General features: G+C 49.6%; 21 protein-coding genes. 13 read left to right on the top strand and 8 right to left on the bottom strand.

Annotated elements, in window-relative coordinates:
• Positions 1-142 precede the first annotated feature (142 nt).
• The 11 genes from D082_RS11195 to D082_RS11150 all read left to right on the top strand — a co-directional run bounded on the left by D082_RS11195 (position 143) and on the right by D082_RS11150 (position 12,335).
• Positions 143-2,290 (top strand): IMS domain-containing protein, encoded by a 2,148-nt coding sequence (locus tag D082_RS11195; RefSeq protein WP_028947592.1) that lies wholly within the window; start codon positions 143-145, stop codon positions 2,288-2,290.
• A gap of 202 nt (positions 2,291-2,492) precedes the next feature.
• Entirely contained in the window at positions 2,493-4,406 is a 1,914-nt protein-coding gene (gene dnaK / locus D082_RS11190; RefSeq protein ID WP_028947593.1) for a molecular chaperone DnaK, read from the top strand.
• Between the two features lie 149 nt (positions 4,407-4,555).
• Entirely contained in the window at positions 4,556-5,674 is a 1,119-nt protein-coding gene (gene gcvT, locus D082_RS11185) for a glycine cleavage system aminomethyltransferase GcvT (RefSeq protein ID WP_028947594.1), read from the top strand.
• A 243-nt stretch (positions 5,675-5,917) separates the two neighbouring features.
• On the top strand, positions 5,918-6,376 hold the full coding sequence (locus tag D082_RS11180) for a hypothetical protein (protein ID WP_028947595.1): 459 nt from the start codon (positions 5,918-5,920) through the stop codon (positions 6,374-6,376).
• A gap of 61 nt (positions 6,377-6,437) precedes the next feature.
• Positions 6,438-7,496, top strand: coding sequence for a hydrolase (locus tag D082_RS11175; protein WP_028947596.1), 1,059 nt, complete (start codon positions 6,438-6,440; stop codon positions 7,494-7,496).
• Between the two features lie 41 nt (positions 7,497-7,537).
• On the top strand, positions 7,538-8,392 hold the full coding sequence (locus D082_RS11170) for an ABC transporter substrate-binding protein (RefSeq protein WP_028947597.1): 855 nt from the start codon (positions 7,538-7,540) through the stop codon (positions 8,390-8,392).
• 45 nt (positions 8,393-8,437) lie between these two features.
• A complete protein-coding gene (locus tag D082_RS11165; RefSeq protein WP_028947598.1) occupies positions 8,438-10,060 on the top strand; it encodes an NAD(P)/FAD-dependent oxidoreductase in 1,623 nt (540 codons plus the stop codon).
• Between the two features lie 47 nt (positions 10,061-10,107).
• The gene (locus D082_RS11160; RefSeq protein ID WP_028947599.1) at positions 10,108-10,308 is read left to right on the top strand and encodes a hypothetical protein; all 201 of its coding nucleotides are present in this window, start codon (positions 10,108-10,110) and stop codon (positions 10,306-10,308) included.
• A 41-nt stretch (positions 10,309-10,349) separates the two neighbouring features.
• Entirely contained in the window at positions 10,350-10,559 is a 210-nt protein-coding gene (locus D082_RS17765) for a hypothetical protein (protein WP_238546708.1), read from the top strand.
• Between the two features lie 118 nt (positions 10,560-10,677).
• A complete protein-coding gene (locus tag D082_RS11155; RefSeq protein ID WP_028947600.1) occupies positions 10,678-11,001 on the top strand; it encodes a metal-sensing transcriptional repressor in 324 nt (107 codons plus the stop codon).
• A gap of 20 nt (positions 11,002-11,021) precedes the next feature.
• Entirely contained in the window at positions 11,022-12,335 is a 1,314-nt protein-coding gene (locus tag D082_RS11150) for a recombinase family protein (RefSeq protein WP_028947601.1), read from the top strand.
• A gap of 12 nt (positions 12,336-12,347) precedes the next feature.
• Here D082_RS11150 and D082_RS11145 read toward each other — a convergent pair whose 3' ends face one another.
• The 4 genes from D082_RS11145 to D082_RS11130 form a co-directional block, all read right to left on the bottom strand.
• On the bottom strand, positions 12,348-12,815 hold the full coding sequence (locus tag D082_RS11145; protein WP_028947602.1) for a CBS domain-containing protein: 468 nt from the start codon (positions 12,813-12,815) through the stop codon (positions 12,348-12,350).
• 58 nt (positions 12,816-12,873) lie between these two features.
• On the bottom strand, positions 12,874-13,401 hold the full coding sequence (locus D082_RS11140; protein ID WP_028947603.1) for a tetratricopeptide repeat protein: 528 nt from the start codon (positions 13,399-13,401) through the stop codon (positions 12,874-12,876).
• Between the two features lie 239 nt (positions 13,402-13,640).
• Positions 13,641-14,282 carry a hypothetical protein gene (locus D082_RS11135; RefSeq protein WP_028947604.1) on the bottom strand — a complete coding sequence of 214 codons (642 nt, stop codon included), beginning with the start codon at positions 14,280-14,282 and terminating at the stop codon, positions 13,641-13,643.
• A 467-nt stretch (positions 14,283-14,749) separates the two neighbouring features.
• The gene (locus D082_RS11130; protein WP_038530786.1) at positions 14,750-15,820 is read right to left on the bottom strand and encodes a Gfo/Idh/MocA family protein; all 1,071 of its coding nucleotides are present in this window, start codon (positions 15,818-15,820) and stop codon (positions 14,750-14,752) included.
• Positions 15,821-16,071: 251 nt separating this feature from the next.
• On the opposite strand from D082_RS11130, the gene D082_RS11125 reads away from it, so the two are divergent.
• Together D082_RS11125 and D082_RS11120 are read left to right on the top strand one after the other, a co-directional pair.
• Positions 16,072-16,584 (top strand): hypothetical protein, encoded by a 513-nt coding sequence (locus D082_RS11125; RefSeq protein WP_028947606.1) that lies wholly within the window; start codon positions 16,072-16,074, stop codon positions 16,582-16,584.
• A 35-nt stretch (positions 16,585-16,619) separates the two neighbouring features.
• Positions 16,620-17,822 carry a DNA double-strand break repair nuclease NurA gene (locus D082_RS11120; protein WP_028947607.1) on the top strand — a complete coding sequence of 401 codons (1,203 nt, stop codon included), beginning with the start codon at positions 16,620-16,622 and terminating at the stop codon, positions 17,820-17,822.
• 26 nt (positions 17,823-17,848) lie between these two features.
• Here the strand turns inward: D082_RS11120 and D082_RS11115 are convergent, their stop codons facing one another.
• The 4 genes from D082_RS11115 to lipA all read right to left on the bottom strand — a co-directional run bounded on the left by D082_RS11115 (position 17,849) and on the right by lipA (position 24,854).
• Positions 17,849-20,038, bottom strand: coding sequence for a hypothetical protein (locus D082_RS11115; protein ID WP_028947608.1), 2,190 nt, complete (start codon positions 20,036-20,038; stop codon positions 17,849-17,851).
• Between the two features lie 273 nt (positions 20,039-20,311).
• A complete protein-coding gene (locus tag D082_RS11110) occupies positions 20,312-23,002 on the bottom strand; it encodes a phycobilisome rod-core linker polypeptide (protein WP_028947609.1) in 2,691 nt (896 codons plus the stop codon).
• Between the two features lie 327 nt (positions 23,003-23,329).
• Complete coding sequence (gene aat, locus D082_RS11105; RefSeq protein WP_028947610.1) at positions 23,330-23,905, bottom strand: leucyl/phenylalanyl-tRNA--protein transferase; 576 nt, start codon at positions 23,903-23,905, stop codon at positions 23,330-23,332.
• Positions 23,906-23,966: 61 nt separating this feature from the next.
• Entirely contained in the window at positions 23,967-24,854 is an 888-nt protein-coding gene (gene lipA, locus D082_RS11100) for a lipoyl synthase (RefSeq protein WP_038530779.1), read from the bottom strand.

The following is a 24,854-nucleotide window of genomic DNA, read 5'->3' as shown; positions in this document are numbered from 1 at the left end:
AGTCACAAAAAAGCTGTCGTATAGTATGGTATTAGCCTTTAACATGTCTTCTAAGTGCCTGGAGACCGCCAGCGCCATCGCCGGCCCCTTCCCATAAGCTTTTAGCTTTTAAACTGACCCTGTCCTGCCAAGGCTTTTTCCGGTGTTTATCCCCCTCGACTTCTATCGTATTTTAGGCATTCCCCCCCAGAGCGGTGAGGAAACCATTGAGCAGGCCCACCAAGATCGCCTCCTACAATTGCCCCGGCGGGAATTTAGTGATGCCGCAGTAAATGTCCGTAATCAACTACTGGCGATCGCCTATGAGACCCTAAGGGATCCAGAGAAACGCTTGGCATACGACCGGGAATGGTGGGGAGTGGAAGATATGGCCCTGGGGGAAGCCCTACCCCTGGCAACGCCCCAGCTAGAATGCAGCCCAGAACAAAAAATCGGTGCCCTATTAATCCTGCTGGACTTGGGGGAGTATGAGTTAGTGCTAAAGTATGGCGAGCCGACCCTGCACGAGCCCGTACCACCGGGGGGGGGCACAGCCCAGGATTACCTGCTCTCGGTGATTTTGGCCCATTGGGAACTGAGCCGGGAACGCTGGCAACAGCAACAGTACGAGTTTGCGGCCACCGCCAGTCTCAAAGCCCTGGCCCGTCTACAACAGGACAATTCTTTTCCTGAGTTGGAAGAAGAAATCCGCCAAGAGCTCTATCGCCTTAGACCCTATCGCATCCTAGAACTTTTGGCCCGGCAAGGACAGGGGGAGGCCCAGCGCCAGCAGGGATTGGCGTTATTGCAGGCAATGATCGAAGACCGGGGGGGCATTGAAGGGAAAGGGGAAGATTATTCCGGGTTGGGGAATGATGACTTTCTAAAATTCATCCACCAACTGCGGTGTTATCTCACGGTGGCAGAGCAAAACGCCCTATTTTTGCCCGAAAGTCAACGGCCGTCTTTGGTGGCCAGCTATCTAGTGGTCCACAGTCTGATGGCCGAAGGGGTCAAAGAGCAACAACCCATTGCCATTGTCGAAGCAAAATCTTTAATTGCACAGTTGGAAAATTGTCAAGATTTAGCCCTAGAAAAGGCGATTTGTGAATTATTATTGGGTCAAACGGAAACAGTTCTGGCGGCGATCGATCAGGGAGAGCCGAAAATAGCGACTAGCCTCGAATCGAAGTTGGCGGCGGGGGAAGATCCCCTGACTGCTTTTTATACTTTTACAGAGCAGTGGCTAGAGGAAGAAATTACTCCCTACTTTAGTGATCTTTCTCCGGCGGTTCTTTCCCTTAAAGCCTATTTCAACAATCCTTCCGTTCAGGAATATCTAGAACAACTAGAGCCAGACTCCCTCACCACTGACCATTCTTTTGCCCCCGACACCCTCCCTAGCACTGCAACGGAATCGCAAACTCCCATGGTACACAGTTCTGCCGCTTTCCCCGATCGCCCCTTGGCCCCCACCGCTCCCCCACGACGGAGCCGCAGTTCCAGACGTTCCCGAGAAACCATTTCCTCCGATAGCGATAACTCCCCTGGCTTTTCCACCACCACCCTGGCCCCGGCGATCGCCTATGACAGTGACTCCCTCAGTAGCAATGGTATGGGGGGAGAAAGGCCCAGCAATGGTTTCACCGTTAATTCTAGCTTGGGGTCAGCCGTCCCAGAACATAAACCCCAACGCCGCCGCAAAAAACGGGTCACCATTAAACCTGTACGCTTTGGCATTTTCCTCCTTTGCCTAGCAGCCATTGTGGGGGGAACTGCTGCGTTAGTCATTAGCCGTACCGGCTCTCCCCTGGCCACGTTAGCTGAAGATCCCCTGGACGTATCCCTAAACCAAGCTTCGGAATTTATTCCCGATGACGCCACTGGCCGGACCCTAATTCTCAGCCAACCCATCTTCAGTCAACAGGTGGGACAACTGGTGGTGCAAAATTGGCTCGACGGTAAAAAACTAGCCTTTGGCCCGGATCATGATTTCGCCGCCTTGGACGGCGTTTTGGCCCCCAATCTATTAGCCCAGCAACGGGTTCGAGCCCAACAGGACAAAGCCCAACAACGGTATCGCCAGTACGAACATAAGCTGGAAATTTTATCCTATCAAGTTGATCCTAAAAATCCTAATCAGGCCACCGTCACTGCCAGGGTGGAAGAAATAAGTCAACCTTTTTCCCTCAGTAATCAACAGGCCAATGGCTCCGCTACCAGGGATGATTTAACTGTGCGCTATCAATTAGTACGGCACCAGGGCATTTGGAAAATTACCCAAATTCAAGTGGTGACCAACCATAGTTAAGTTAGTTTTAGCAGACTACAAGGACACCCCATACGGCTAATGCCCCCATAGGTACGGAAACCTGCACTTCCGAGAACTAAGCCCCTACCGTCACTATAAGAATGTGAACGTGTCGGCCCCCAGGCAATGGATTGGAACCATGGCTTTTCGGCCCATCGTTGTGTCTTATATTCTTACTTGTTAACGGGAGTTAATTAAAATTATGGGAAAAGTTGTTGGGATTGACCTAGGTACTACCAATTCCTGTGTGGCCGTAATGGAAGGGGGTAAACCCACTGTTATTGCCAATGCTGAAGGTTTTCGCACTACCCCCTCGGTGGTTGGTTATGCCAAAAATGGCGATCGCCTAGTGGGGCAAATTGCCAAGCGTCAAGCGGTAATGAATCCAGGCAATACTTTTTATTCCGTCAAACGGTTCATTGGTCGTAAATACGATGAAATCACCAATGAAGCCACAGAAGTTGCCTACAGCGTGATCAAAGATGGCAACGGCAACGTTAAATTAGATTGTCCTGCCCAGGGCAAGCAGTTTGCGCCGGAAGAAATTTCCGCCCAGGTATTGCGGAAACTGGTGGACGATGCCAGTAAATATTTAGGGGAAACCGTTACCCAAGCGGTAATCACCGTTCCTGCCTATTTCAACGATTCCCAACGGCAGGCCACCAAAGACGCAGGTAAAATTGCCGGCATTGAAGTGTTGCGGATTATCAACGAACCCACCGCCGCTTCCTTAGCCTACGGCTTAGATAAAAAAGATAACGAAACCATTCTTGTGTTTGACTTGGGTGGCGGTACCTTTGACGTATCCATCCTCGAAGTGGGGGAAGGGGTATTTGAAGTCTTAGCCACCTCCGGGGATACCCACCTAGGGGGGGACGACTTTGACAAAAAAATCGTTGATTTCCTGGCTGGAGAATTTCAAAAAGCCGAAGGCATTGATCTTCGTAAAGATAAGCAAGCCCTGCAACGGTTAACGGAAGCGGCGGAAAAAGCCAAAATTGAACTTTCCGGCGTGAGCCAAACGGAAATTAACCTGCCCTTCATCACTGCCACCCAGGATGGGCCCAAACACCTAGACACCACCTTGTCCCGGGCTAAGTTTGAAGAGATTTGCTCTGACCTCATCGACCGTTGCGGTATTCCCGTGGAAAATGCCATTCGGGATGCCAAAATCGACAAATCTGCCTTGGATGAAGTTGTTCTCGTCGGTGGTTCTACCCGGATTCCCGCTGTGCAGGAGGTGGTGAAAAAGATCCTCGGCAAAGAACCTAACCAAGGGGTTAACCCCGATGAAGTGGTGGCCGTGGGAGCCGCTATCCAAGGGGGGGTTCTCTCCGGAGAAGTCAAAGATATTCTCCTACTGGATGTTTGTCCCCTCTCCCTGGGTGTGGAAACCCTAGGCGGCGTAATGACCAAAATTATTCCCCGCAATACCACCATCCCCACCAAAAAATCCGAAACCTTCTCCACGGCGGTGGACGGTCAAAGCAACGTGGAAATCCATGTGCTCCAAGGGGAAAGGGAAATGTCCAACGACAATAAGAGCTTGGGAACTTTCCGCCTCGACGGTATCCCCCCTGCTCCCCGGGGTGTGCCCCAAATTGAGGTTACCTTCGACATTGATGCCAACGGTATTTTGAATGTCACCGCTAAGGATCGGGGTACGGGCAAAGAGCAATCCATCAGCATCACCGGGGCGTCCACCCTACCCGATACGGAGGTGGAACGGATGGTCAAAGAAGCTGAATCCAACGCCGCCGCTGACAAGGAACGCCGGGAAAAAATTGACCGCAAAAACCAAGCGGATTCCCTCGTTTACCAAGCGGAAAAACAGATCACCGAGTTGGGCGATAAAGTGCCCGCCGCTGACAAAACCAAGGCTGAAGGTTTAATCAAAGACCTGAAAGAGGCTGTGGCCCAGGAAGATGATGCCAAAATCCAAACGGTGATGCCGGAACTACAACAGGTTCTCTACAGCATTGGTTCTAATATGTACCAACAGGCTGGGGCGGATGCTGGGGTCGGTGCTCCCGGAACTGGTGGCCCTGAACCCGGTGCCAGCAGTGGCAGTGGCGATGATGTCATCGATGCAGAATTCTCTGAGCCAGAGAAATAGGTCTGGCTTTAAAACTTGTATTGAAAGCCCCCTAGCCCCAATTCTGGGGAAATCAGATTCCACAATCCTCCTTTAACCAGGGGGATTTTTTGTGATTTGTTGGGGAAAAATCTATCATTTAAGGGAGACTTCACCGATTTTTTACCATTGTGGCCAATTCTTCCCCTGTCCTGCGTACTCCCCTTTACGATCTCATTACGGAACAAACTGCCAAGCTGACAACCTTTGGGGGTTGGGAAATGCCGGTGCAATTTGTTGGGCTAAAACAGGAACACCAAGCGGTGCGAGACAAAGTGGGCATGTTTGATATTTCCCACATGGGTAAGTTTGTGATGACCGGGGCGGGGATTTTAACAGCGTTACAAGGGTTGGTTCCTTCAGATTTAGACCGTTTAACCCCCGGTAAGGCCCAGTACACTGTATTGTTGAATGCCCAAGGGGGAATCATCGACGACATTATTGTTTATAACCAGGGTAAAAACCCAGATGGACAAGAGCAGGTAACTTTAATTGTCAATGCCGCCACGACAGACAAAGATAAACAGTGGCTATTGGCCCATTTACCTACGGAAATTAATTTTCAAGATTTGTCGAGGGAAAAGGTTTTAATCGCCCTCCAAGGCCCAGAGGCGATCGCCATTTTGGAACCTTTATTCAATAGAGATTTAGAAAATCTGCCGGCTTTTGGTCACTTAGAAGCGGAATTATTAGGGGAAAAAGGGTTCATTGCCCGGACAGGTTACACCGGGGAAGATGGTTTTGAGATTATGGTTTCCCCGGAAACGGGAAAACAACTTTGGCAAACGTTTTTAGCTCAAGGTGTGACCCCCTGCGGTTTGGGAGCGAGGGATACTTTACGGCTGGAAGCGGCCATGGGTTTGTACGGCCAGGATATGGATGACCACACCACGCCCCTGGAAGCAGGTTTAGGTTGGTTGGTACATCTTGATAGTAAAGGGGATTTTATTGGCCGTGCAGTGTTGGAAAAACAGAAAGCCGACGGAGTCAAAAAAAGGTTAGTGGGTTTGGCAATGCTGAGTAAACAGATTGCCCGCCATGATTACCCTATTCTCCACAACGGTCAAAACGTCGGTATTGTTACCAGTGGTACCCTTGCCCCTACCCTGCAAAAGGCGATCGCCTTGGGTTATGTCCCAATGGAGCTGGCAAAAGTGGGTCAGGAATTAGAAGTAGAAGTCCGGGGCAAAGCCTATGGAATAAAAGTTGTTAAAAAGCCCTTTTACCGTTCCGAGCAAAAACCTCGTTAACCTGGGTTTTGGGTAGTGCTAAAAGCTAGAAAGGCTGCGGTAAATAAGAGATTTCATTTGATCTGTGCACCTATTTGGTTCACCTTGAACCCATGGTGAGAGCGTGTACGAATAAAATTGACAATGTTGGAATTTGCTGGCCCTATTTTGGTTACCCCAACAGGAAAACCTTGACTAAAAACAAGGCCTTCAGCGATTCCTGATCCAGAACTCACGTCAATTCAAGGTACATTATCTCCTTCAATGAAAATTAATCTAATTTTTATGATCTGCGCTGTGTTATTTGCTGGCACAGCCACCGCTGAAACCTGTGCACCACTGCCCCCCCAGGTATCTTCCACCGATGGCAACACCGTTCGAGTGACCATTGGCCCTGAGCTTGGTTTTGGCTCCCATGGCAACACCTATTTTCTGATTACTCGCCCAATATCTACCGTTACGATCAAACTCACCCCTGTGACGACCGATGGCGCCAGTTATCCAACCCAGTTAATTGCTCGATATTCAGACGACACCATTTTTGAATCCGGTGCTCCAATTTTTGTTCCAGATTCCACCAATCCAATTGTCTGGGGGCCGTTGCAAGTTAATCAGTCTGGGAAAGTTCTGGATGTGTTTAATGTCAAGATTCTGGAAAATTATCGCCTTTATCCCCAGTCCAAAGGGTTTACCTATGACCTAGAAGCCATTGGCTGCGGTTAGTCTATCCATTATTTCCCGCAAATCTTCCATAACAACCATTACAGTAACTGAAATAACTGCCATGATTCCCTTTCCAGCTAAATCCCTACTAATTGCCCTCGTTCTTTGTTTGCCTGCCAGTTTTGAGGCTGCCCTAGCGGCCCCTGTGCCGGCCTCAACCTACAAAACATCCGGGATTCCAGCACCGGAGGCGATCGGCAATGATGCCAGCCGCTATAAAGTTACAATTTATCCCACTGTTCCAGGCATTGGCACCCGTGATGTGGCTCCGGATCCTGATGGGTCGGTTTGGTTTAATGGGCAATGGTCTGGTGTAATTGGGCATCTCAATCCTAAAACCGGCGAAGTCAAGCTTTATCCATTAGGGACCGGTTCCCATCCCCATGGTGTGGTTTTAGGCCCAGATGGGGGACTTTGGATCTGTGATGAGTCCAATGCCATTCGTCGGTTTGACCGTGAAACCCACGAAGTTAAGACCTTTCAACTTCCTCCGTTCTCCGGCAGTATGGGCTATGGCAACTTAAATACTCCCGTATTTGATGGTGAGGGAATTCTCTGGTTTACGGCTCAAAATGGCTATTACGGGCGCTTAGACCCGAGTACTGGAGATATCAAAATTTTCCCTGCTCCCCAGGGATTTGGCCCCTATGGCATGACTGCAACCCCTGACGGGGAGGTTTGGTATACTAGCTTGGCGGGGAATTACATAGCTCGGATTAACACCAAAACCTATCTCCCAGAGGTGTTCCCGATTCCGGATGATAAGGCCAATGGCTCCCGCCGCATTTGGTCTGATTCTAAGGGCAATGTTTGGATTACAACTTGGGGCAATGGGGCTTTGATGCGCTTTAACCCAGAGACTAAAATTTGGGACTCTTATAAGCTACCAGGGTTGGGGCCCCGGGGATATTCAACCTATGTAGATAACCAAGATCGGGTCTGGAGTTCTGATTTTGGCACGAATTCGATCCATCAATTTAATCCAGAGACGATGTCATTTACGGTTTTTCCTGGCAATAAACAGAATGTACAGACTCTACAGATGAATGGGACTGGGGATAGGATCTGGGGGGGACAGCAAGGCGTTGATCAGATCATCCTGTTTGAACGTATCCCTTAAACATCCATCGCTATTCACGACTTATTCCTCGGCGATCGCCCATGAACTTGTTCCGGAAGTATCTACTAATTCTTGGCCTGGCTGGTCCGTTTTGCCATGGTTTAGGGGAAAACGTTGCCTACGCTGATAATGTTCCTCCCCTTTCTCCCACGACCTGCCAAGCCGCCAATTTTCCTCCGCCGTCCACCGCTGCCATTCGAGAACTGGCTCCCACAGGGGCGATCCGGTTTGCCATCAACACCGGAAATTATGTCCTTGCCACCGAAGCTGATGACTTTGGCCCTTTTGGTATCTCAGTGGATATTGCCCATTTACTGGCCAAAGAGTTAGGTGTTGCCAGTGAATTTACCGTAGTCCAGGCTGCGGCAGTTTCCTTTGAACGGGTAAGTAAGAATTTATCTGATATTGGCTTCTTTGGTATCGATCCTTGGCGGGCTAAAAGTGTAGATTACACTAGCCCCTACGTCCAAATTGAAGGGGCTTATATTGTCAGGGAAAACTCTCTGATCCAAACCCTGAGTGATGTGGACCGCCCCGGCATTGAGATAGTGGTTGGCAAAAACAGTGTTTATAACCTTTTCCTGGACCGGAATATCCACAATGCCCATCTCGTCCAAGCTCCCACATCTCCTGAAGTGACGGGTTTTATGCTGGCCCACAACTTTCCGGTGGGGGCAGGAATTCGGAACCAGTTGGAGGCAGACATGAAACGCTATGGTGGATTAAGGATTTTATCAACCCCCTTCATGATTATTCACCAGGCTATGGCAACAGGAAAAGACCGCCCTCAAGGGTTAAGTTATCTCCAGTCTTTTGTTAGTGAACTAAAAAAGAGTGGTTGCGTCCAAGAGTTAATCAAAAAATATGCGGTTGATGATGCAGTGGTGCCTGAGTAAATAACGGCAGTTGGGCAAAGATTTATTATTTAGTAAGTTGTTTCAATGTTACGCATTAGTGAAATCAAACTTCCCCTCGACCATAACGACACAGCTTTGGAACATGCCATTCTGAAAAAATTAGGTATTAGCGGAGAAGAATTAACTAGTTACACCATTTTTAAACGCAGTTATGATGCCCGCAAACGGGGCCATATTCTGCTGGTCTATATTGTTGATGTGGCAACGCCCCTAGAGCAAAAGTTACTAAATAAATTTGCCGGCGATCGCCAAATAATCCCCAGTCCTGATACAACCTATAAACTTGTTACCCAGGTTAAGCCGGGTCACAAAGTTGAAGGAAAACGGCCCGTTGTGATTGGCACAGGGCCCTGTGGCATGTTTGCCGGTTTACTGTTAGCCCAGATGGGACTCAAACCAATTATTTTGGAGCGGGGCAAATCAGTACGGGACCGCAGTGTGGATACATTCCGCTTCTGGGTCAAGGGGAAGCTAAATGTTGAATCTAATGTGCAATTTGGTGAAGGGGGAGCGGGGACTTTTTCCGATGGCAAACTCTATAGCCAGGTGCGGGATCCCAACCATTACGGCCGTAAGGTGTTGGAAGAATTTGTTAAGGCCGGAGCCGATCCAGAAATTCTTTACATTAACCGCCCCCACATTGGCACCTATCGCCTAGTGAAAATTGTCCAAAATTTGCGCTCTACCATAGAAGAGTTGGGGGGGGAAATTCATTTTCAAAGCCATGTTAGTGATATTAATATCCAAGATAATCAAGTGCAGGGAGTAACCCTAGAAAATGGTGATTATATTGCCACTAACCATGTGGTGTTGGCGGTGGGGCACAGCGCCAGAGACACTTTTCAAATGTTATTTGAACGGGGGGTTTACATCGAAGCCAAACCCTTTTCCCTTGGTTTTCGCATTGAGCATCCCCAATCTTTAATTGATCAATGTCGCTATGGTGCCCAGGCCGGCCATGCCCGCCTTGGTTCCGCTGATTACAAACTCGTCCACCATTGTCAAAATGGGCGATCGGTTTACAGCTTTTGTATGTGCCCTGGGGGGAAAGTTGTGGCGGCCGCCTCGGAACCAGGTCGATTAGTGACCAATGGCATGAGCGAATACGCCCGGGATGAAGCCAACGCCAACAGCGCCATTGTGGTGGGCATCACTCCGGAAGTGGATTACCCAGCGAGTCCCTTAGCGGGCATTGCTTTGCAAAGATTTTGGGAAGAACGGGCTTTCCAGTTGGGGGGAGAAAATTATCAAGCACCGGGGCAATTGGTGGGGGACTTTCTGGCCAATCAATCTTCCACTAGGTTTGGTTCTGTTCTGCCTTCCTATAAACCGGGGGTAAAATTAGTCAACCTGGGGGAAAGTTTGCCCGATTATGCGATCGCCGCTTTGCGGGAGGCCATTCCGGCCTTTGACAAGAAAATCCGGGGTTTTGCCATGGAGGATGCCGTTTTAACCGGGGTGGAAACCAGAACCTCTTCTCCCATTCGTATTAAACGGGGGGATGATTTCCAAAGTATCAATACCCTTGGTCTTTACCCTGCGGGGGAAGGGGCTGGTTACGCTGGAGGCATTTTATCCGCTGGCATTGACGGCATTAAGGTAGCAGAGGCGATCGCCTTGAATTTTTTTGCTAAAGTTGACATCTGAGCAGAATAATCTTCTAACGCCAACTATATAGGGAATTAACAAAGTTAATGGGAAACTTGGAGCAAATTGAAACGCAAATTAAACAGCTAAGTCCCTCGGATTTCGCCAAATTTCGAGAATGGTTCCATGAGTACGATTGGCAGAACTGGGATCGTCAAATTGAGCAAGACTCTAAGTCCGGTAAGCTTAAAGCTTTAGCAGAAAAGGCATTGGCAGATCATCATGCTGGCCGGACAAAAACACTTTGAAGCATCACACTAACTCTGACTTCTGGTTTTGTTACAGGCATTTGCCAGAGGAAATTCAGAGACGGGCAGATAAAGCCTATCAATTATTAATTCAAAATCCTCGCCATCCTTCACTTCACTTCAAGAAAGTGGGAGAATTATGGTCTGTTCGAGTCACCTTGGATTATCGAGCATTGTCGGTGGAAACTGATGACGGCTATGTGTGGTTTTGGATTGGTACACACGAAGACTACGATGAGCTATTGGGCTGACGGTGTCTTCCTAAAACTAAGCCATCGGCGGCGCAAAATTCCCAACCCCGCTAACATCAAGAAAAATTGTCTAATCCGGCAATAGTTTTATCGGCAAATATCGACAAAGATTGAACGTATGACTTCCCAACCTGTTCCCCATCCTTCCGCCCGCCACAGCCACTCCCATCCCCACGTCCACAGCGAAGAATCCTTGCAAAAATTAGTCAATCGCCTCTCCCGCATTGAGGGGCATATTCGGGGAGTTAAAACCATGGTGCAGGAAAATCGTCCTTGCCCAGAGGTACTAATCCAGGTGGCGGCCATTCGGGGAGCATTAGACCGGGTGGCTAGATTGATTTTGGATGATCATATGAATGAATGCATCACCAGAGCGGCGGCGGAGGGCAATATTGAGCAGGAGTTGGCGGAACTAAAACAGGCCCTAGACCGGTTTTTATAGGGTTTTTATCACCTGGTGCTATGCGTATTGTTGCTTACGTTTACTCCGATCGCCTGTTGGATGCACCACCGGATCTTCAAATTTGGGGAGTGGAGGTAGATCAAGTTTATGTAGACCTAGGGCAAAGGTGGGCCCTAGGACAACTGATGGAGGATTGCCAAAGTCAGGGCATCGATTATTGTCTGGTCAGAAATCTTAAGGAATTAGGTTCATCCGCTTCCGCTGTGGAACGAACCCTAGGACAATTAGAAAATTCGGGTATTACGGTCATTGCCTTGGAGCAGGATTACCATAGCCATGGCAAAAAAGAAATGGCGATCGCCAGGGAACAATGGTCGCAACTGTGGATGACTCTGGAAAGGGAACAAAGACAAGATCATCTCCGCCGCGGTCACGCCCGTAACCGTTTAGCCCTTACACCACCCCCTGGTAAAGCACCCTATGGTTATCGCCGCAGTGCCAGCCAGTATGTGATTGATCGGGCCACTGCCCCGGTGGTAAAAGCTTTTTTTGAAAGATTTCTTCTCTCCGGTTGCCTGCGGAGTTCCGTCCGCTATTTGGAACAGAACTATGGCAAAAAAATTGCGGTGGCCACCGGGCGCCGTTGGTTAACCCATCCCGTGTATCGGGGGGATTTGCTCTACCAAAATCAGACCGTCATTGCCAACACCCATGCTCCTTTGTTGAGCCGCACCGAAGCGGCCCAGATTGATCGCCTACTGCGGCGCAATGCCCCCTTACCACCCCGCACGGCCAGCGCCCCCCGTTCCTTGGCCGGTTTAATTTCCTGCATCCGTTGCCAGACTCCTTGGCTGGTGGCCCATGTCACTTCCCGTCGTCAAACTAATGCCTATCTTTACCTACGGCCCCGCCATTGCCCCGCAAGCCCCAAATGTAAGGCGATCACCTATGGGCAATGCCTAGAGCAAGTAATTGAGCAAATTTGTCAGCAATTGCCCTTGGCCGTGGCCAAACTATCTCCTTCTTTTTTGGGGGAAAAGTATCAACATCTACAAAAGGCGATCGCCGAAAAACAAACTTTGCTTGGGCAATTGCCCCTGTGGCAAGAGCAGGGCGTATTGGACAACCACACCCATCAACTACGCCGTTATCAACTGAAACAAGACATAGCGGAGCTACAACAACATTTAGACCAACTGCCCCCGGATGAATTGCAACGAATTATTCCCGCCGTTTCCCTGCCGCAATTTTGGCGAGACCTGTCGGAAACAGAGCGTCGTTTTTACTTTCGGGAGTTTATTCAAAAAATCGAGATAGAAAGACAACCCCAGCAATGGCATTTGGCCCTAAAATTCGTCTTCGGGGAACAGTAAAAATCGAAAAACCTAAGCTTCACCCCGGGCCATGGCCCGAATAATATCTCCTTGGGTCAAAATACCGATCAACTGCCGACTTTCCACATTCAATACCGGTAGACGGCGAATTTTTTTCTCATTCATCAAATGGGCCGCTTCCCGCAGGGTTTGGGTAGGCAAAATACTGATGGGCACATCGTTCATCACTTCTCCCACCGTTTGCCCCAGGGCTTTATGCAATTCCCTTTCGTGGCGGGCGGGATTCTGTAGGTAAATAATGCTGTCTAGCAACATAACGTAGGGGGGGGTATCTACCCCAGATTCCTGCCACATCAAATCCGTATCGGAAATCACCCCCACCAGTTTTTCCTGGTCATCTAGCACCGGCAAGCCGCTGATGCGATTTTCCGCCAACAGACGAATGGCATCCTGCAGGGGAGTATCGGGTTTGACTGTGATGGGATTCGGGGTCATCACTTCCCCAACCGTTCTGCTCATAAAACTATGCTAAATGTGGGACTTTGAGCTAACTTTTTCTGGCTGCACCCAATTCATTTTACGTCTCCACAAGCCGTTTTTTCAAGGAATTGGCCCGCCGTTGAGCTACTTTATTATTGGGCTCTATTGCCAAGGTTTGCTCGTAGGTTTCCAGGGCTTTGCTAACCATTTGCTTTTTCTCATAAACATTGGCCAAATTATTCAACGCAATAACATAATCCGGATATAGTTTCAACGCATCTTTATAGTGACGAATAGCCAGATCAAATTGCTCCTGGGCAAAACAAGCGTAACCCATGGCATTGTAAATTAGCGCTTGGTTTTCCGGTTCCACTTCCTCCGCCATTTTGAGGGCTTTTTGAAACAAGTTAATCGATTGGGAATATAGTTTTTTGTCCAGGTAAATACTTCCTAACTGATAATATTCCTGGGCAGTTCCTTTGCCATTTTGTAGTTTTTTTTGTAGCTTACCAAAGGTATTTTCTAGGCGACGGGCTTTTAACACTTGACTGAAGACAAATACGCCTAATCCCCCCAAAATAATCAACAAAAAGGAAAGATAAACAACGGGTAGAGACTCAGTCATGGCAAGAATAAACTTAATACTGCAGTAAAAAAATTAACAGGCCGAGAAAATATGGACCGATCTTGCCGGCTAAGATTTTCGGCGATCGCCAGCCCCAAAAGCCCATTGTACGTGGTTACGCTTCCATCTCACGAGGAAAATGCTCCGGGTTAAGTTGATGGACTTTCTCCGGCGATCGGTGGGGGAAAAGGATAAACATAGGGCCAAATAGTCTTTAAATAGGCACAAATCAAGCCTAATTATTCATTTTTGCCCCCAAGGCTGGGCACCTTACCGGGAGAATTTTCGATCGCCGCGATGGCCGCCCGGGCTCCCGCCTTAATGTCCTGTTCTTCTCCCCCCAGATAAAGTCGACCAAAACTACCAATGGAACTCACCTGGAGAATATTGATCGAGGCATACTTTTCCGCTTCGTTAGCTGCTAGGGACGCATAGGCCGCCGGTTGCACTTCCAACACAAATAGGGTTTGTCCGGCCAACAGCATATGGCCGCGACGGTTGCGGTTAATCAACTGGGTTTGGTAGGCATCGATGTTGCGAATGATTTGACTAGACACCACTTTGGGCTTGATGCAGTCACTGGCCTTGGCACCGATATATTCCAAAATTGCCTGCCCCGCCGCCCGCACCTCTCCCTGATTACTGGCATGGATCTCCAGTAAGCCATAGAGCCGCTCCACAAATAGTACTCCTGGTCGCACCACCGCCGCTTTGAGGGCAATATCCGTAATACGGTTAATTTCAATACCAGGGGACACTTCCACCCACAGGGAGCAATCCCCCGGTAGGGGCAAAAAGCCAGAGGCCACCGTCCCAATATAGGCGGCATGCTGAGACTGGAGACTATCCAAGTAAACGTAACTACGGAGTTCGATGCCCATGGCAATTGGAGTGCAAAACAATGGTGGCGGGCTGACGCTGGGGGCAGTCCCTCCTCCAAACAAAATGATTAACAGCAGCGGAAAAAACTATAGCCGTCAGTCGAGGAGATGGGGTCAGAGCCAAATGGATCAACCCGTAAAAACACCGCCCCATCTTACCTGAATACGGGCTTGCCCCGATAATGCCAAGGGATTAGGTCAATCCAAATCCACCATCTCCCCTATCAATAAACTAGAGAAAACAACAAAATTGAATAATTAAATAGACGTTATGGAATCTATAAATCCGCCGACTCCAAACAATGACAAGAAAGCAGTCTACTCCTCCTCACTCCGTAGAGGGTTAGCTCAAGAAGAGATGTATTTCGACTGGGACCAACACTTTTCGGAGTAGAAAGTGATTCTTTAGACAGAATGACCCTTCCCTCCCCGACGGAAATGATTTACAGGGAATTTAAACATTTGATTTATATACTTGCGCCCAGGGCCAGGGTCACATTTTGATATTCCGAAGCTGCTTCTAGGGCATTCCAGCCGGCGGAGTCCAACGCCATTTCCTCAATCAAACTCGCCAGTTTCAAAGCTTTGAGGGCCTGTTCCCCCCCCACGGAAGGCTGATCTCCCCCCCGCACACAATGGATGAAATGTTCTAGTTCGGCATGAAGGGGTTCAATGTTACTGGTGTAAACCTTTTCGATTAGGCCATCCTGGCGATATAGCACCTGGCCATAGTCGGCACTCCAATCAGCGGTGGTTTGGCGATGAATAAGAATTTCGTTATTGAGGAAATCCGCTTCGGTGAGGGAATTTTTACAATGGGCGGCGATGGAGCGAATTTTTCGGTGGGTTACCTTACTGGCGGTGAGGGTGGCCACAATGCCGGAGGAAAAGCCCAACGTAGCGGTGACGTAATCCAAATAGCCTGACCCAGAAGCCCGACTACCGCTGGCGGAAAGTTTGATCACCTCGGAACCCACCAGTTCCAACAACAAGTCAATGTCGTGGATCATCAAATCCAGCACCACGGAAACATCATTGGCCCGCTGGGAATAGGGACTCATACGATGGGCTTCGATCGCCAATAACTCTTCCGTTTTGAGAATTTTAGTTAATTCCAAAAAAGCAGGGTTAAAGCGTTCAATGTGTCCAACTTGGAGAATACAATTGGCATCGGCGGCGGCATTGACTAGGGATTCGGCTTCGGCAATGCTAGCGGCAATGGGTTTTTCGATTAGGGTGTGGATATTATTTTGCAAACAATTCATACCCACGTCATGGTGCAGGCGGGTGGGAACAGCTACACAAACCGCATCCACATGGGGCAACATCTCCTGGTAATCTTCAAAAAAATGCACCCGATACTTGCTGGCGGTGTCTAGGCCCCGTTCTACATTGACATCGGCAATGCCCACAAACTCCACATCCTTCATCAGGCTCAGGACCCGGGTATGGTGCTGTCCCATATTGCCCACCCCAATCACCCCGATGCGGATCGGCTGAAGGTAACTCCGTTGCCCGTTGAGCTGATGGCTCGTCATGATGCTGTTGCTACTCCTAAACACCTAGTCAGCCGCAAAATACTGACTGTTATAATTGACTTCACGAAAATTCATGCCTTAGATACTAGCACAGGCCGTGTTTCTCTTCTTTCCCTGGCCAAAAACCGGCCCAGTGCAGATTATCGCCAATTTTCTAGACCGGGGTTAAAACTGACCCCGATAATTGTGCTGGAACCAATTTTGGTGATTTGATCAAAAAACTTCACCGAACTTGATCGAGGAATTTATCTATGCCTAATATTCGCCCCCTGACTGCGTCCCTTTCTTTACTGGCCGTGGCGATTGTTGGCCTGACTCCCGCTGTTTATGTCCCCAGAGTTGAGGCTCAGGATCCCCCTGCCAGCACCTATCAGCCAGGCTTTTGGCAACCCATTGGCAGATTTGATCCGAAAAAACCGGTCAAAGTCAAGCTAGTGAACAATACTGATCTGGCCCTAGACTTTGATATTACTAACCTAGAGTCCATGCCCCCGGACGTAGTGGCCCCCGGGGAATCGGCCATGATCGAGAACTTTGGTAATAATGCCTACATCATGGTCTATCCCGACAATGCCACCCCCAGCACTCCAGAACAGTCCTTTGTGCTTAAATTTACTGTTCCCGTCGATGCCCGGACCCAAATGGTCGGGGCTGATAATGTGGCAGTGATCACTGTAACCAAAGGTGATGTCAATATAGAAGAACGTTTTTACGGCCACCGCTCCATTAATTTGCAACCCACTGGGGCAATTTTCTTCTACTAGGTCTAGATTCCATAGATCCCAATTTTGCCTTCCCTATGCTTGATCTCACCAAGTTAGCTGGTCAAATGCCGGCCCTGGGGCAGCATTTTCGTCAGGAAGCCACCGCTGGCCATCAACGCCTGGAACGGGCTAAGGAATTATTTTTTCAAGCTCAACAGCACCAAACCCATTTACTCAAAACCTTGACAGAGTGGGGCGATCGCCTCTTTTTTGCGGTGGCCACACCTCTGGAGCCATTGGATACAAGGGTGACCATTGGGGAAGCTCCTATTAACCATAGTGTGTTTGCCACGGATGGTTCCCAAATTGCCCCCTCTCACCATGAAATTGCCTACTGTTACCTGCTCAACATTGGCCGGGTAATGCTTCACTATGGGCAAAATTTACATCCTCTATTGGACAGTGTGCCGGAGGTTTATTACCGTCCCGAGGATTTGTATGCTTCCCGCCGTTGGGGCATTCGCACCGAAGAATGGTTAGGTCATCGCCGCACCGTGTTGGAAGCGGAACGGTTAGCTGCCCTGGCCTGCCGTTGGGTCAGCCCCCCAGGGCCCCACAGCGACCCCAATTTAGCCATGGTGGATGGTTCGCTAATTTATTGGTTCTTGGAAAATTTACCCCAGGAAGCACGGAACCAAATTCTGGAGCCGATTTTGGCCGCCTGGGAAACTTTACGTCAGGCCCGCATTCCCCTAATGAGTTACATCAGTGCCCCGAGGAGTGTGGAGTCCATCAATCTATTGCGGCTTCAGGCTTGCCCCCACGAAAGCCCCAATTGTGTCAGCCATTGCGAAGGTTGTCAGGCGGAGGAACGGAAAACCCCTTGTCAAATTTTTGATCCTCTACGGGATAGCAGTTTGTGGCAAGAGTTTCTCACTCCGGGACAACGGGGGCCGATTTGGCGTAGCAATGCCCGCATTTTGGAAGCCTATGCCCCAGAGCAGCGGGTTTGTTTTTGCTATGTCCAGGGAAGCTCGGAGGTGGCGAGGGTGGAATTTCCCGTTTGGCTAGCAGAGGATTCTGACTTGCTCAATCAATCCTTGGCCATTGTGCTCAGTCAGATAGAAAAGGGTTTTGGTTACCCGGTGGCCCTTGCGGAAGCCCATAATCAAGCCGTGGTACGGGGCGGCGATCGCCGTCGCTTTTTTGCTCTTTTGGAACAACAATTGGTCAGGACAGGGCTGAGGAGCATTGGCACTTCCTATAAAGAAGCCAGGAAAAGGAATACGGTGGTTTAGAGGTGATGGCGGTCAACAAAGGTCAGCTAATGCAAACGCCATTGCACTAGATTGTCGCCAGATAAATTGGCCCAAAATTCCCCCTGTTGGCCCAGCAAAAGTAACAAGTGTAGGCTATCCGGCCTAGTTTCGGGCAAAGCGGTCAGGGGAATTACCACCACTAGGGTTTGTCCTTGATGGACTAATTGGGGCCTTTGGGGATGGGGTTGCCAACGGTTGGGGCCCACTGCAATTTCGTGGTGACTTTGGAGATGATGCAGATTAATGCGGCAGTGGTGATGGAAATAGTAATTTAACGGCCCTTGATCCGGCAAAGAGGCGATCGCCAAAGGGGCATGGCCATGGGCAACGTAGGGATAATACCAGGCTAGATGGAGTTCATCTGGTATCAATTCCGGCAAAAGGCGATGGAAATCAAACCGGAGGATCAGTCGCTGGCGATCGTGGCCATAGTAAATCTGCGAGACAAATGCCTGTCCCGTATGAACGGGTACGGGGTGGGCCACCTGCCAGGGAATTAAGTTAGTTAAATTGTCCCAGTGGGGATAGAGATGGCCCTCTAAATGGCGATCGCCATTTTGATCCATTAAAGGATGGTGCAAGTAACCAGGCGGAATTTCGTTGAGGGCATGGTAGAGCCGGATCAAATGTTGGCGGAATAGGGCTTCAGAAGTAAGGGTTTGGGCGGAATTGCCCTGGCCAAAAGCTTCAAACCAGTCTGAGCTTTCCGCCCCATAGAGAGCCTGCCAAGCCTCGGGATTATTTTCCTCCGTCGCTTCAGGATGACTAGCTAAAGTTTGCCGGGCATCAATTAAGTAATCCCAAGCTTGATTTTGGCTGGGTTGACCAATCCATTGACTGAAATTGCCGCGATTCCAGGAGCCCACTAGGGGACTGGGAATGCCATTATGTTGGGTCAACACTTGGGTGGGGGGAAATTGGTCCATAAACTCTGACACTGTCACCAATTGCAGTAACCTTTGGCGACCCAATTGTTCACACTGTTGATAAAATTGTTGCAGAAAGTCAAAGCCACTATTTTCATAACCATTCCAGGTTCCATCTCCCTCCAAAGCAATAGTTACCAATCTAGGTTGGCCATTGTCTGGGTGGGGGCGGCGGGCCAAAAGTCTTTCAATTAAATCCTGGGCCGCCTGGGCTGGGGAATAGCGCCCATAATGAAAACTGATCAAATCCGACAGTTGTTGGTCCCGAAACACCATGGCCAACTCCCCATCTTCCGTAGGCACTCGATAGACCGAATTCAACCAGGCAGACCGTTCAGCGCCGGTGCTCAAACTCTTGGCCAGGACGGATTCATCGGCACATAACCATTCAAAGCGGAGTTGGGCCACCGTTTGTAACATGGCAGGACTAATCGCCAGCCCTGGTGGCCATAGACCTCGGGATTCCCGGCCAAAAATCTCTCGATAGTATTGTTTGCCCCGTTGTAATTGCCTTATTCCATCCTCTGACCAACAAAAACGAGGGTCTGGTAGGGCGAGGGCGGCCTGGACAGTGCGGGCAATGTTGGTGTCCGCTAGAAGGGGCAAAATTGGGTGGCCGTAGGGACTAGTGATAATTTCCAGTTGCCCAGATTCCTGTAGCTGGTGATGGAGGGGAATAATGCCTTGGATAATTTGCCGTTGCTTACTAATAATTCTTTGGCGATCGCCGAGGGTGAAGGATTTTTGCCGAAAATACCAATTCCACACCTCCTTATCTTCGGCCACAGTGAGGGGATCAAACCAAATCAGATTATGCCAAGCCAGCAGGTCACTAAAGTCTTGGGGTTGCCAATGGGCCACACACCAGTCTATCCCTTGCCTCTGGCGCTGTTCATACAACTGTTGGTAACGATGCTGAGGAAAAATTTGGGTATAGGGATTAGCCTCAAAAAAGGTATTAAGAATTTCCGCCTTTTGCCCAAGGCTCAACTTTTCCACCGGGCTCACAGTGAGGGCTAAATGGCGATCAATGGCCAGACCCTGGGCATAATCCTCCAATTGAGCTAGTAAACAGGGAGTCAAGCTAACGGTCTGATGCAGGGAGGGATAACGGGCCCATAATTTGATCAGCCCTCCGTAATCCCTTGTGCCATGTAACCGCACCCAGGGCAGTTGATAATGTCCATGGCCGGTGCCCACCATGCCATAGGACTGATAGCAAGGCTGATGTTGATGCCAAAGAAAAGCGACATACAACGGGTGGGCCATAGAAAATAAGGCAATGGGGAAAAATCAGGCCGGCGATCGATGGGCATTGCCGTCCCTCTCAGCATAGCCAATGGGATTGCCCTAAAAATTAACTTCTGGGAATTTTTGTCAGGCTTTGTCCACTTGCCTCATCTTCCACTGGAGTCAAAGGCCTAGCAAATTTGGCGAGCATTATCCCCTCCGCAACAAAAAACCCAGCCAGCGTTGAATACCAGCTAGGTTCAGAACAATCAATCAACCAATCAGGAATAGCTAAGCTTAAACAATCACAACCTAGCCGCCCACTTTCACCACTGGGGTAAAGCTGGGGACCACCAACTCCTTATCCTGTTTGGTGAGCTTGTTATAAAGCCGTTCCGTATTGGGGAAATTAGCAGCGGGCAGGGTTGGAAAACGACGGTAGGGCACCGTATCTTCACCAAAGGTTTGCAGATACTCCATGCCGTTAACCATGGCCCCGATAAAGGCTTTCAGCCCTTGGCTGGCCAAAATTTGGTTATACTGCTGGATTTCCTTTTGATTCAGGGGAGCCCGACCCAGGAAGTGCTTAGTGCCCATTTCAATCACCTTAGTGTTGGGATAGGGGGCATAGAACTCCTTCATATAGAGTTCGGAAGTGCCTAAACCTTCAATGAATTCCTTAACGTTAATTTCACCATTGCTGAGCTTACTTTCCAGGGCAGTGAACTCGGAATTGATGATGTAGGGTTCCAAATCCCGCTCAAACACCTGACGGTAGGCGGCCCGGATAGCATTTTTAACGGCCACTTTGTCGTAGTTGGAAGTCAATTTAAAGACTTTCGTTTGTTGCCGCTGGCGGGTAACCCCTTGATTACTCCGGTAAGCAATTTCCGGTTCGGTGCGAAGGTTAGAAACCTGACCCAATTCCACAAAGCGGGGGGTAACCTCTTTGTCCACCCGTTGGCCAATGTCTTCCCGAATGGAACCGACCCGAGCAGAGCGCATTTGTAAGCCACCGGGGGTGAGGTAACGCTCGTAGGGAACGGTGTCTTCCCCGAAAGCATCACTGTATTCTTTACTATCAATCATTGCTTCCACTACAGCATAGAAGCCCTGTTTGGAGGCAATGTCGAAATATTGGTTCATTTCTTGGCGGCCGTAGGTGGGACGACCCAGCAGGCGACGGTGCATATATTCGATCGCCTTACAGACATAGTGGGGAGCCCAGTAAAGCTTGAGGAACAGTTCCGACTTAGCCAGGCGTTTGATAAATTCCCGCACGCTGATGTCGCCATTTTCCAGTTGGATTTCCGCCACAGAGAGCCGTTGCCCTTCGTAGAGATCCCGACCGAACACTTGACGGTAGGCGGCCCGGATCAAAGCTTGGGTGGAGCTTTCGCCGAATTTAACGCTGGTGCCAGTGTTTTTGCCCACTTTAGCGCCGGGTAAACCACCATTGAGACGGAACACTTTCGCCCCCAAACTACCGGGAAATTCTCCCACTGCACTGGGGTTACCCACTTGGTTGTTAACCGCTGGGCCCCGGTGAATCAGAATCCGTTTGGTGTCCTTATTAAAGGGAGCAGGGCGTTTGCTCGGGTTGCGGGTTTCTTTGGGGAAAATAGCGCCAAATTGAATTTCTAGGGGATCATTGCCGGAACCGTATACGTGTTGATCGGGTAACGGGCGATCGTATTGGGCAAAGGTGGTAATGAATTGGGGAACTTTGCGGAAGGGGGCACTGTAGCTAAACAGATCCTGTTGCATGCCCCAGTTGCGGCATTCCTGGGCTTCAACCCCTAGACCCCGCAGGTAGGGCACTGTTTCTTCCCCAAAGTAATCGGAGTATTCCTGGGAATCCACCAACGCATCTACTAGGGCGGGTAGACCACCATTGGAAACGATGGCAAAGTATTTTTGCACCTCTTCCCGGGAACTGGGCCCCCGACCCAGAATATGGCGGAAGGCTAATTCCAGCGCCCGGCTGTTGATGAAGGGTTCAAAGAATTGCTTGCGGTAGAGGGGGGATTTAGCCAAACGACGGACAAATTCCTTCATGGAAATGTCTCCATTGCGTACCTGGGATTCCAGATAGGAAATGGATTGGCTGTAGGCTTTGGTGATGTCCCGCTCAAAAATTTGTCGGTACGCTGCCTTGATGACGGCATTTTTTTCCAGGGCGGACAAACCGGGCTTCATGGCATATTTTTGCCGTTTAGCGGAGGCATTAAAGTAGCTCTGGGGCAGTTCTAAACCCTGAATATCATTGGAGGGCCCTTGGCGTACTTTGTTGGCCGGGGTAGGGGCTTTAAATTCGCTCAGGAGAATGTCGAAGTATTGCAGGACAATCTCTTTAGCTTGGGCATTGGCTCGGAAATAGTCAGCGGAAGCAGCCCGCATTTCCTGGATGGCCACAATGGTGGCATCGATGGAACAAGCATTTTCAATTACTTCCTTGAGACCCCGGGTGTTGACCACAATGATGTTGGGGTCCCCGGCGACGATGGCATAGGTGGTGTAGCGCAAAAACCAGGACATATCCCGGAGGGATTTTTGCATATTGCTCGGGCCATACCGGGCGATGTTAATGGGACGGAAACCCGGAGGAATGGGGCCAGTACTACTAAAAACGGAGCGGAGACCGCCAAACAGGCCACCGCCACCATTACTTTCGGCGTAGGTAACACTACCGTTGCGACTGTCGCTAGAAGCACCCACCAAAGCGGGTTGGCGTTCAACGGGCTTTTCGAGGTAGGAGAGGGGAGAGCCGCCGGTGAAAATTCGATTGGCGGCCCTAGAGACGATCAAGTCGGCATTTTGGGTTAGGGTCTCTGCAATTTCTAGGCGCAGAGAACCGGATTGAAAATACGCTGTTAACTCGTTTAGTTCTGACCCCTCTAGGAAGCGATCCTGTTGCTCTGCTTGGCTGATAGCGGAGACGGGAACGGTTTGGTAGAGTTGGGGTCGCGCTAGTGAGCTGCCACCACTTGCCTTAACACTCATTGGATTTCATTATCTCCCATTAACAAAATTGCGATCGCCTTAAAACGAGGGGAAAAGCCGCCCGGCCAAGGCTTATTTAAAGGTTCATCATAAAAAAGTGAATCAGCATCTAGGGTAGAACGTTTCGGAACGCTACAGGGGCTTTGTTAACTTTTGTGTAGGAGAACTTGATTGGATATCCCGCTACAGGATATTGGCCTGGCTCGACCATGGCAGAGGGGGGAGGTTGTGTGGCGGAATTCCAAACCCAGTCTTAAACACTCATACCACTGCTTAACCACCAAGTTAAGGCGTGAAATTAGGGCATGGCCTTCCCAGGAAATTTTGTTAACAAAACCGGCAGGGGTAATGCAGGGCCTTCTCCAGTTGCTTTTTATACGCTTTTTCTTCGATCTCGTAGGCTCCGAAACGCTTGAGGTGGGGATTTTGTAACTGGGCATCGAATAACTGATAGCCCCGTTGCCGGAGATGTTGCACCAATTTAACCATGGCCACTTTGGACCCTTCAGGAATGGCGTAAAACATTGACTCCCCAATAAATGCTCCCCGGATGGCAATGCCTAAAATTCCCCCCGCTAGGCGATCGCCGTGCCAAGTTTCAAAGCTGTGGGCCCAACCGGCGGCGTGGAAGCAATGGTAAACCTCGATTAATTCCTCAGAAATCCAAGTTTCAGGACGATCGGCACATCCTTGGCAAACAGCGGTGAAGGCTTGGTTGATTTTGACTTGAAAACGATTTTGATTGAGGATCCGTTGCAAAGATTTGGGATAACGAAATTGATCATCCAAGGGAATTAGGGCATGGCGATCGCTGGAATACCAGCCCAAACCATGGCGCCCATCGGCCATTAGAAATAGGCCCTGGGCATACTGGGCAATGGCATAATCCACATCAATTTTCACCCTTCATATCCTCTCGGTTCCTTGGCCATTTTTCTAGGAGAATAACTCTTCTTCAACGTGGTTAATCTTCCCCGGCATGGTACGAACTCCGCACCAAGGGGCCGGAACGCACATGGCTAAACCCCAATTCCTTAGCAATTTCCCCCAACTGCTCAAATTCCTCCGGAGTCCAATATTTTTGCACCGGCAAGTGGGCTAGGGATGGTTGCATATATTGACCCAACGTCAGGCGATCGCAACCGATGGAACGTAAATCCTTCAGGGTTTCGACAATTTCTGTTTTTGTTTCCCCGTGGCCCAACATTAATCCAGATTTGGTGAAAATCTCTGGATGGGTTTGCTTCACCCAGTGCAACACATTGAGGGAACGTTGATATTTTGCCCCCCGTCGTACCTTACCCTGTAAACGTGCCACCGTTTCCAAGTTATGGTTATAGCAAATCGGTTGAGCGTTGGCCACTGTTAAGACCCGTTCTTTTTGGCTAATTTCTCGACCAATGCCGCCCCAAAAATCCGGTGTTAAAACTTCTATTTGGGTGGAAGGATTTTCCTGACGAATACGTTCCATCACCTGTACAAACCAGCCCGCTCCCCCGTCGGCTAAATCGTCCCTAGCAACGGAAGTTAGCACCACATATTTAAGCCCCAACAATTGCACCGCTTCCGCCACTTTGCTCGGTTCATCTTGGTCTAACTGCCTGGGGGCATGACCTTTCTCCACTTGGCAAAAACCGCAGGCTCTAGTACAAATTTGACCCATTAGCAAAAATGTTGCCGTTTGGTTGCCATAGCATTCCCCCCGATTGGGACACCGACCCTCTTCACAAATGGTGTGAATTTGCCGCTGTTTAATAATTTGCTGGACACTGGACAATTCACTAGCTCGGCCGATGGGACGCTTTAGCCAACTAGGCAAACGTTGGGATGACTCACGGGAAAGGGGGATCAT

Source organism: Synechocystis sp. PCC 6714 (assembly GCF_000478825.2).
In the GTDB taxonomy this organism is placed as follows: Bacteria; Cyanobacteriota; Cyanobacteriia; order Cyanobacteriales; family Microcystaceae; genus Synechocystis.
Note: the sequence above shows the minus strand (reverse complement) of the source record. Positions and strands in the feature narration are given on the sequence as shown.

Bases quoted from the DNA above. Each gene is read 5' to 3' on its own strand.
- D082_RS11180 (WP_028947595.1), top strand. From the start codon at position 5,918: ATGAAAATTAATCTAATTTTTATGATCTGCGCTGTGTTATTTGCTGGC.
- D082_RS11175 (WP_028947596.1), top strand. From the start codon at position 6,438: ATGATTCCCTTTCCAGCTAAATCCCTACTAATTGCCCTCGTTCTTTGT.
- D082_RS11150 (WP_028947601.1), top strand. From the start codon at position 11,022: ATGCGTATTGTTGCTTACGTTTACTCCGATCGCCTGTTGGATGCACCA.
- D082_RS11110 (WP_028947609.1), bottom strand. From the start codon at position 23,002: ATGAGTGTTAAGGCAAGTGGTGGCAGCTCACTAGCGCGACCCCAACTC.
- D082_RS11165 (WP_028947598.1), top strand. From the start codon at position 8,438: ATGTTACGCATTAGTGAAATCAAACTTCCCCTCGACCATAACGACACA.
- dnaK (WP_028947593.1), top strand. From the start codon at position 2,493: ATGGGAAAAGTTGTTGGGATTGACCTAGGTACTACCAATTCCTGTGTG.
- D082_RS11130 (WP_038530786.1), bottom strand. From the start codon at position 15,820: ATGACGAGCCATCAGCTCAACGGGCAACGGAGTTACCTTCAGCCGATC.
- lipA (WP_038530779.1), bottom strand. From the start codon at position 24,854: ATGATCCCCCTTTCCCGTGAGTCATCCCAACGTTTGCCTAGTTGGCTA.
- D082_RS11140 (WP_028947603.1), bottom strand. From the start codon at position 13,401: ATGACTGAGTCTCTACCCGTTGTTTATCTTTCCTTTTTGTTGATTATT.
- D082_RS11170 (WP_028947597.1), top strand. From the start codon at position 7,538: ATGAACTTGTTCCGGAAGTATCTACTAATTCTTGGCCTGGCTGGTCCG.
- D082_RS11135 (WP_028947604.1), bottom strand. From the start codon at position 14,282: ATGGGCATCGAACTCCGTAGTTACGTTTACTTGGATAGTCTCCAGTCT.
- D082_RS11155 (WP_028947600.1), top strand. From the start codon at position 10,678: ATGACTTCCCAACCTGTTCCCCATCCTTCCGCCCGCCACAGCCACTCC.
- D082_RS11120 (WP_028947607.1), top strand. From the start codon at position 16,620: ATGCTTGATCTCACCAAGTTAGCTGGTCAAATGCCGGCCCTGGGGCAG.
- D082_RS11145 (WP_028947602.1), bottom strand. From the start codon at position 12,815: ATGAGCAGAACGGTTGGGGAAGTGATGACCCCGAATCCCATCACAGTC.
- D082_RS11115 (WP_028947608.1), bottom strand. From the start codon at position 20,038: ATGGCCCACCCGTTGTATGTCGCTTTTCTTTGGCATCAACATCAGCCT.
- D082_RS11125 (WP_028947606.1), top strand. From the start codon at position 16,072: ATGCCTAATATTCGCCCCCTGACTGCGTCCCTTTCTTTACTGGCCGTG.
- D082_RS11160 (WP_028947599.1), top strand. From the start codon at position 10,108: ATGGGAAACTTGGAGCAAATTGAAACGCAAATTAAACAGCTAAGTCCC.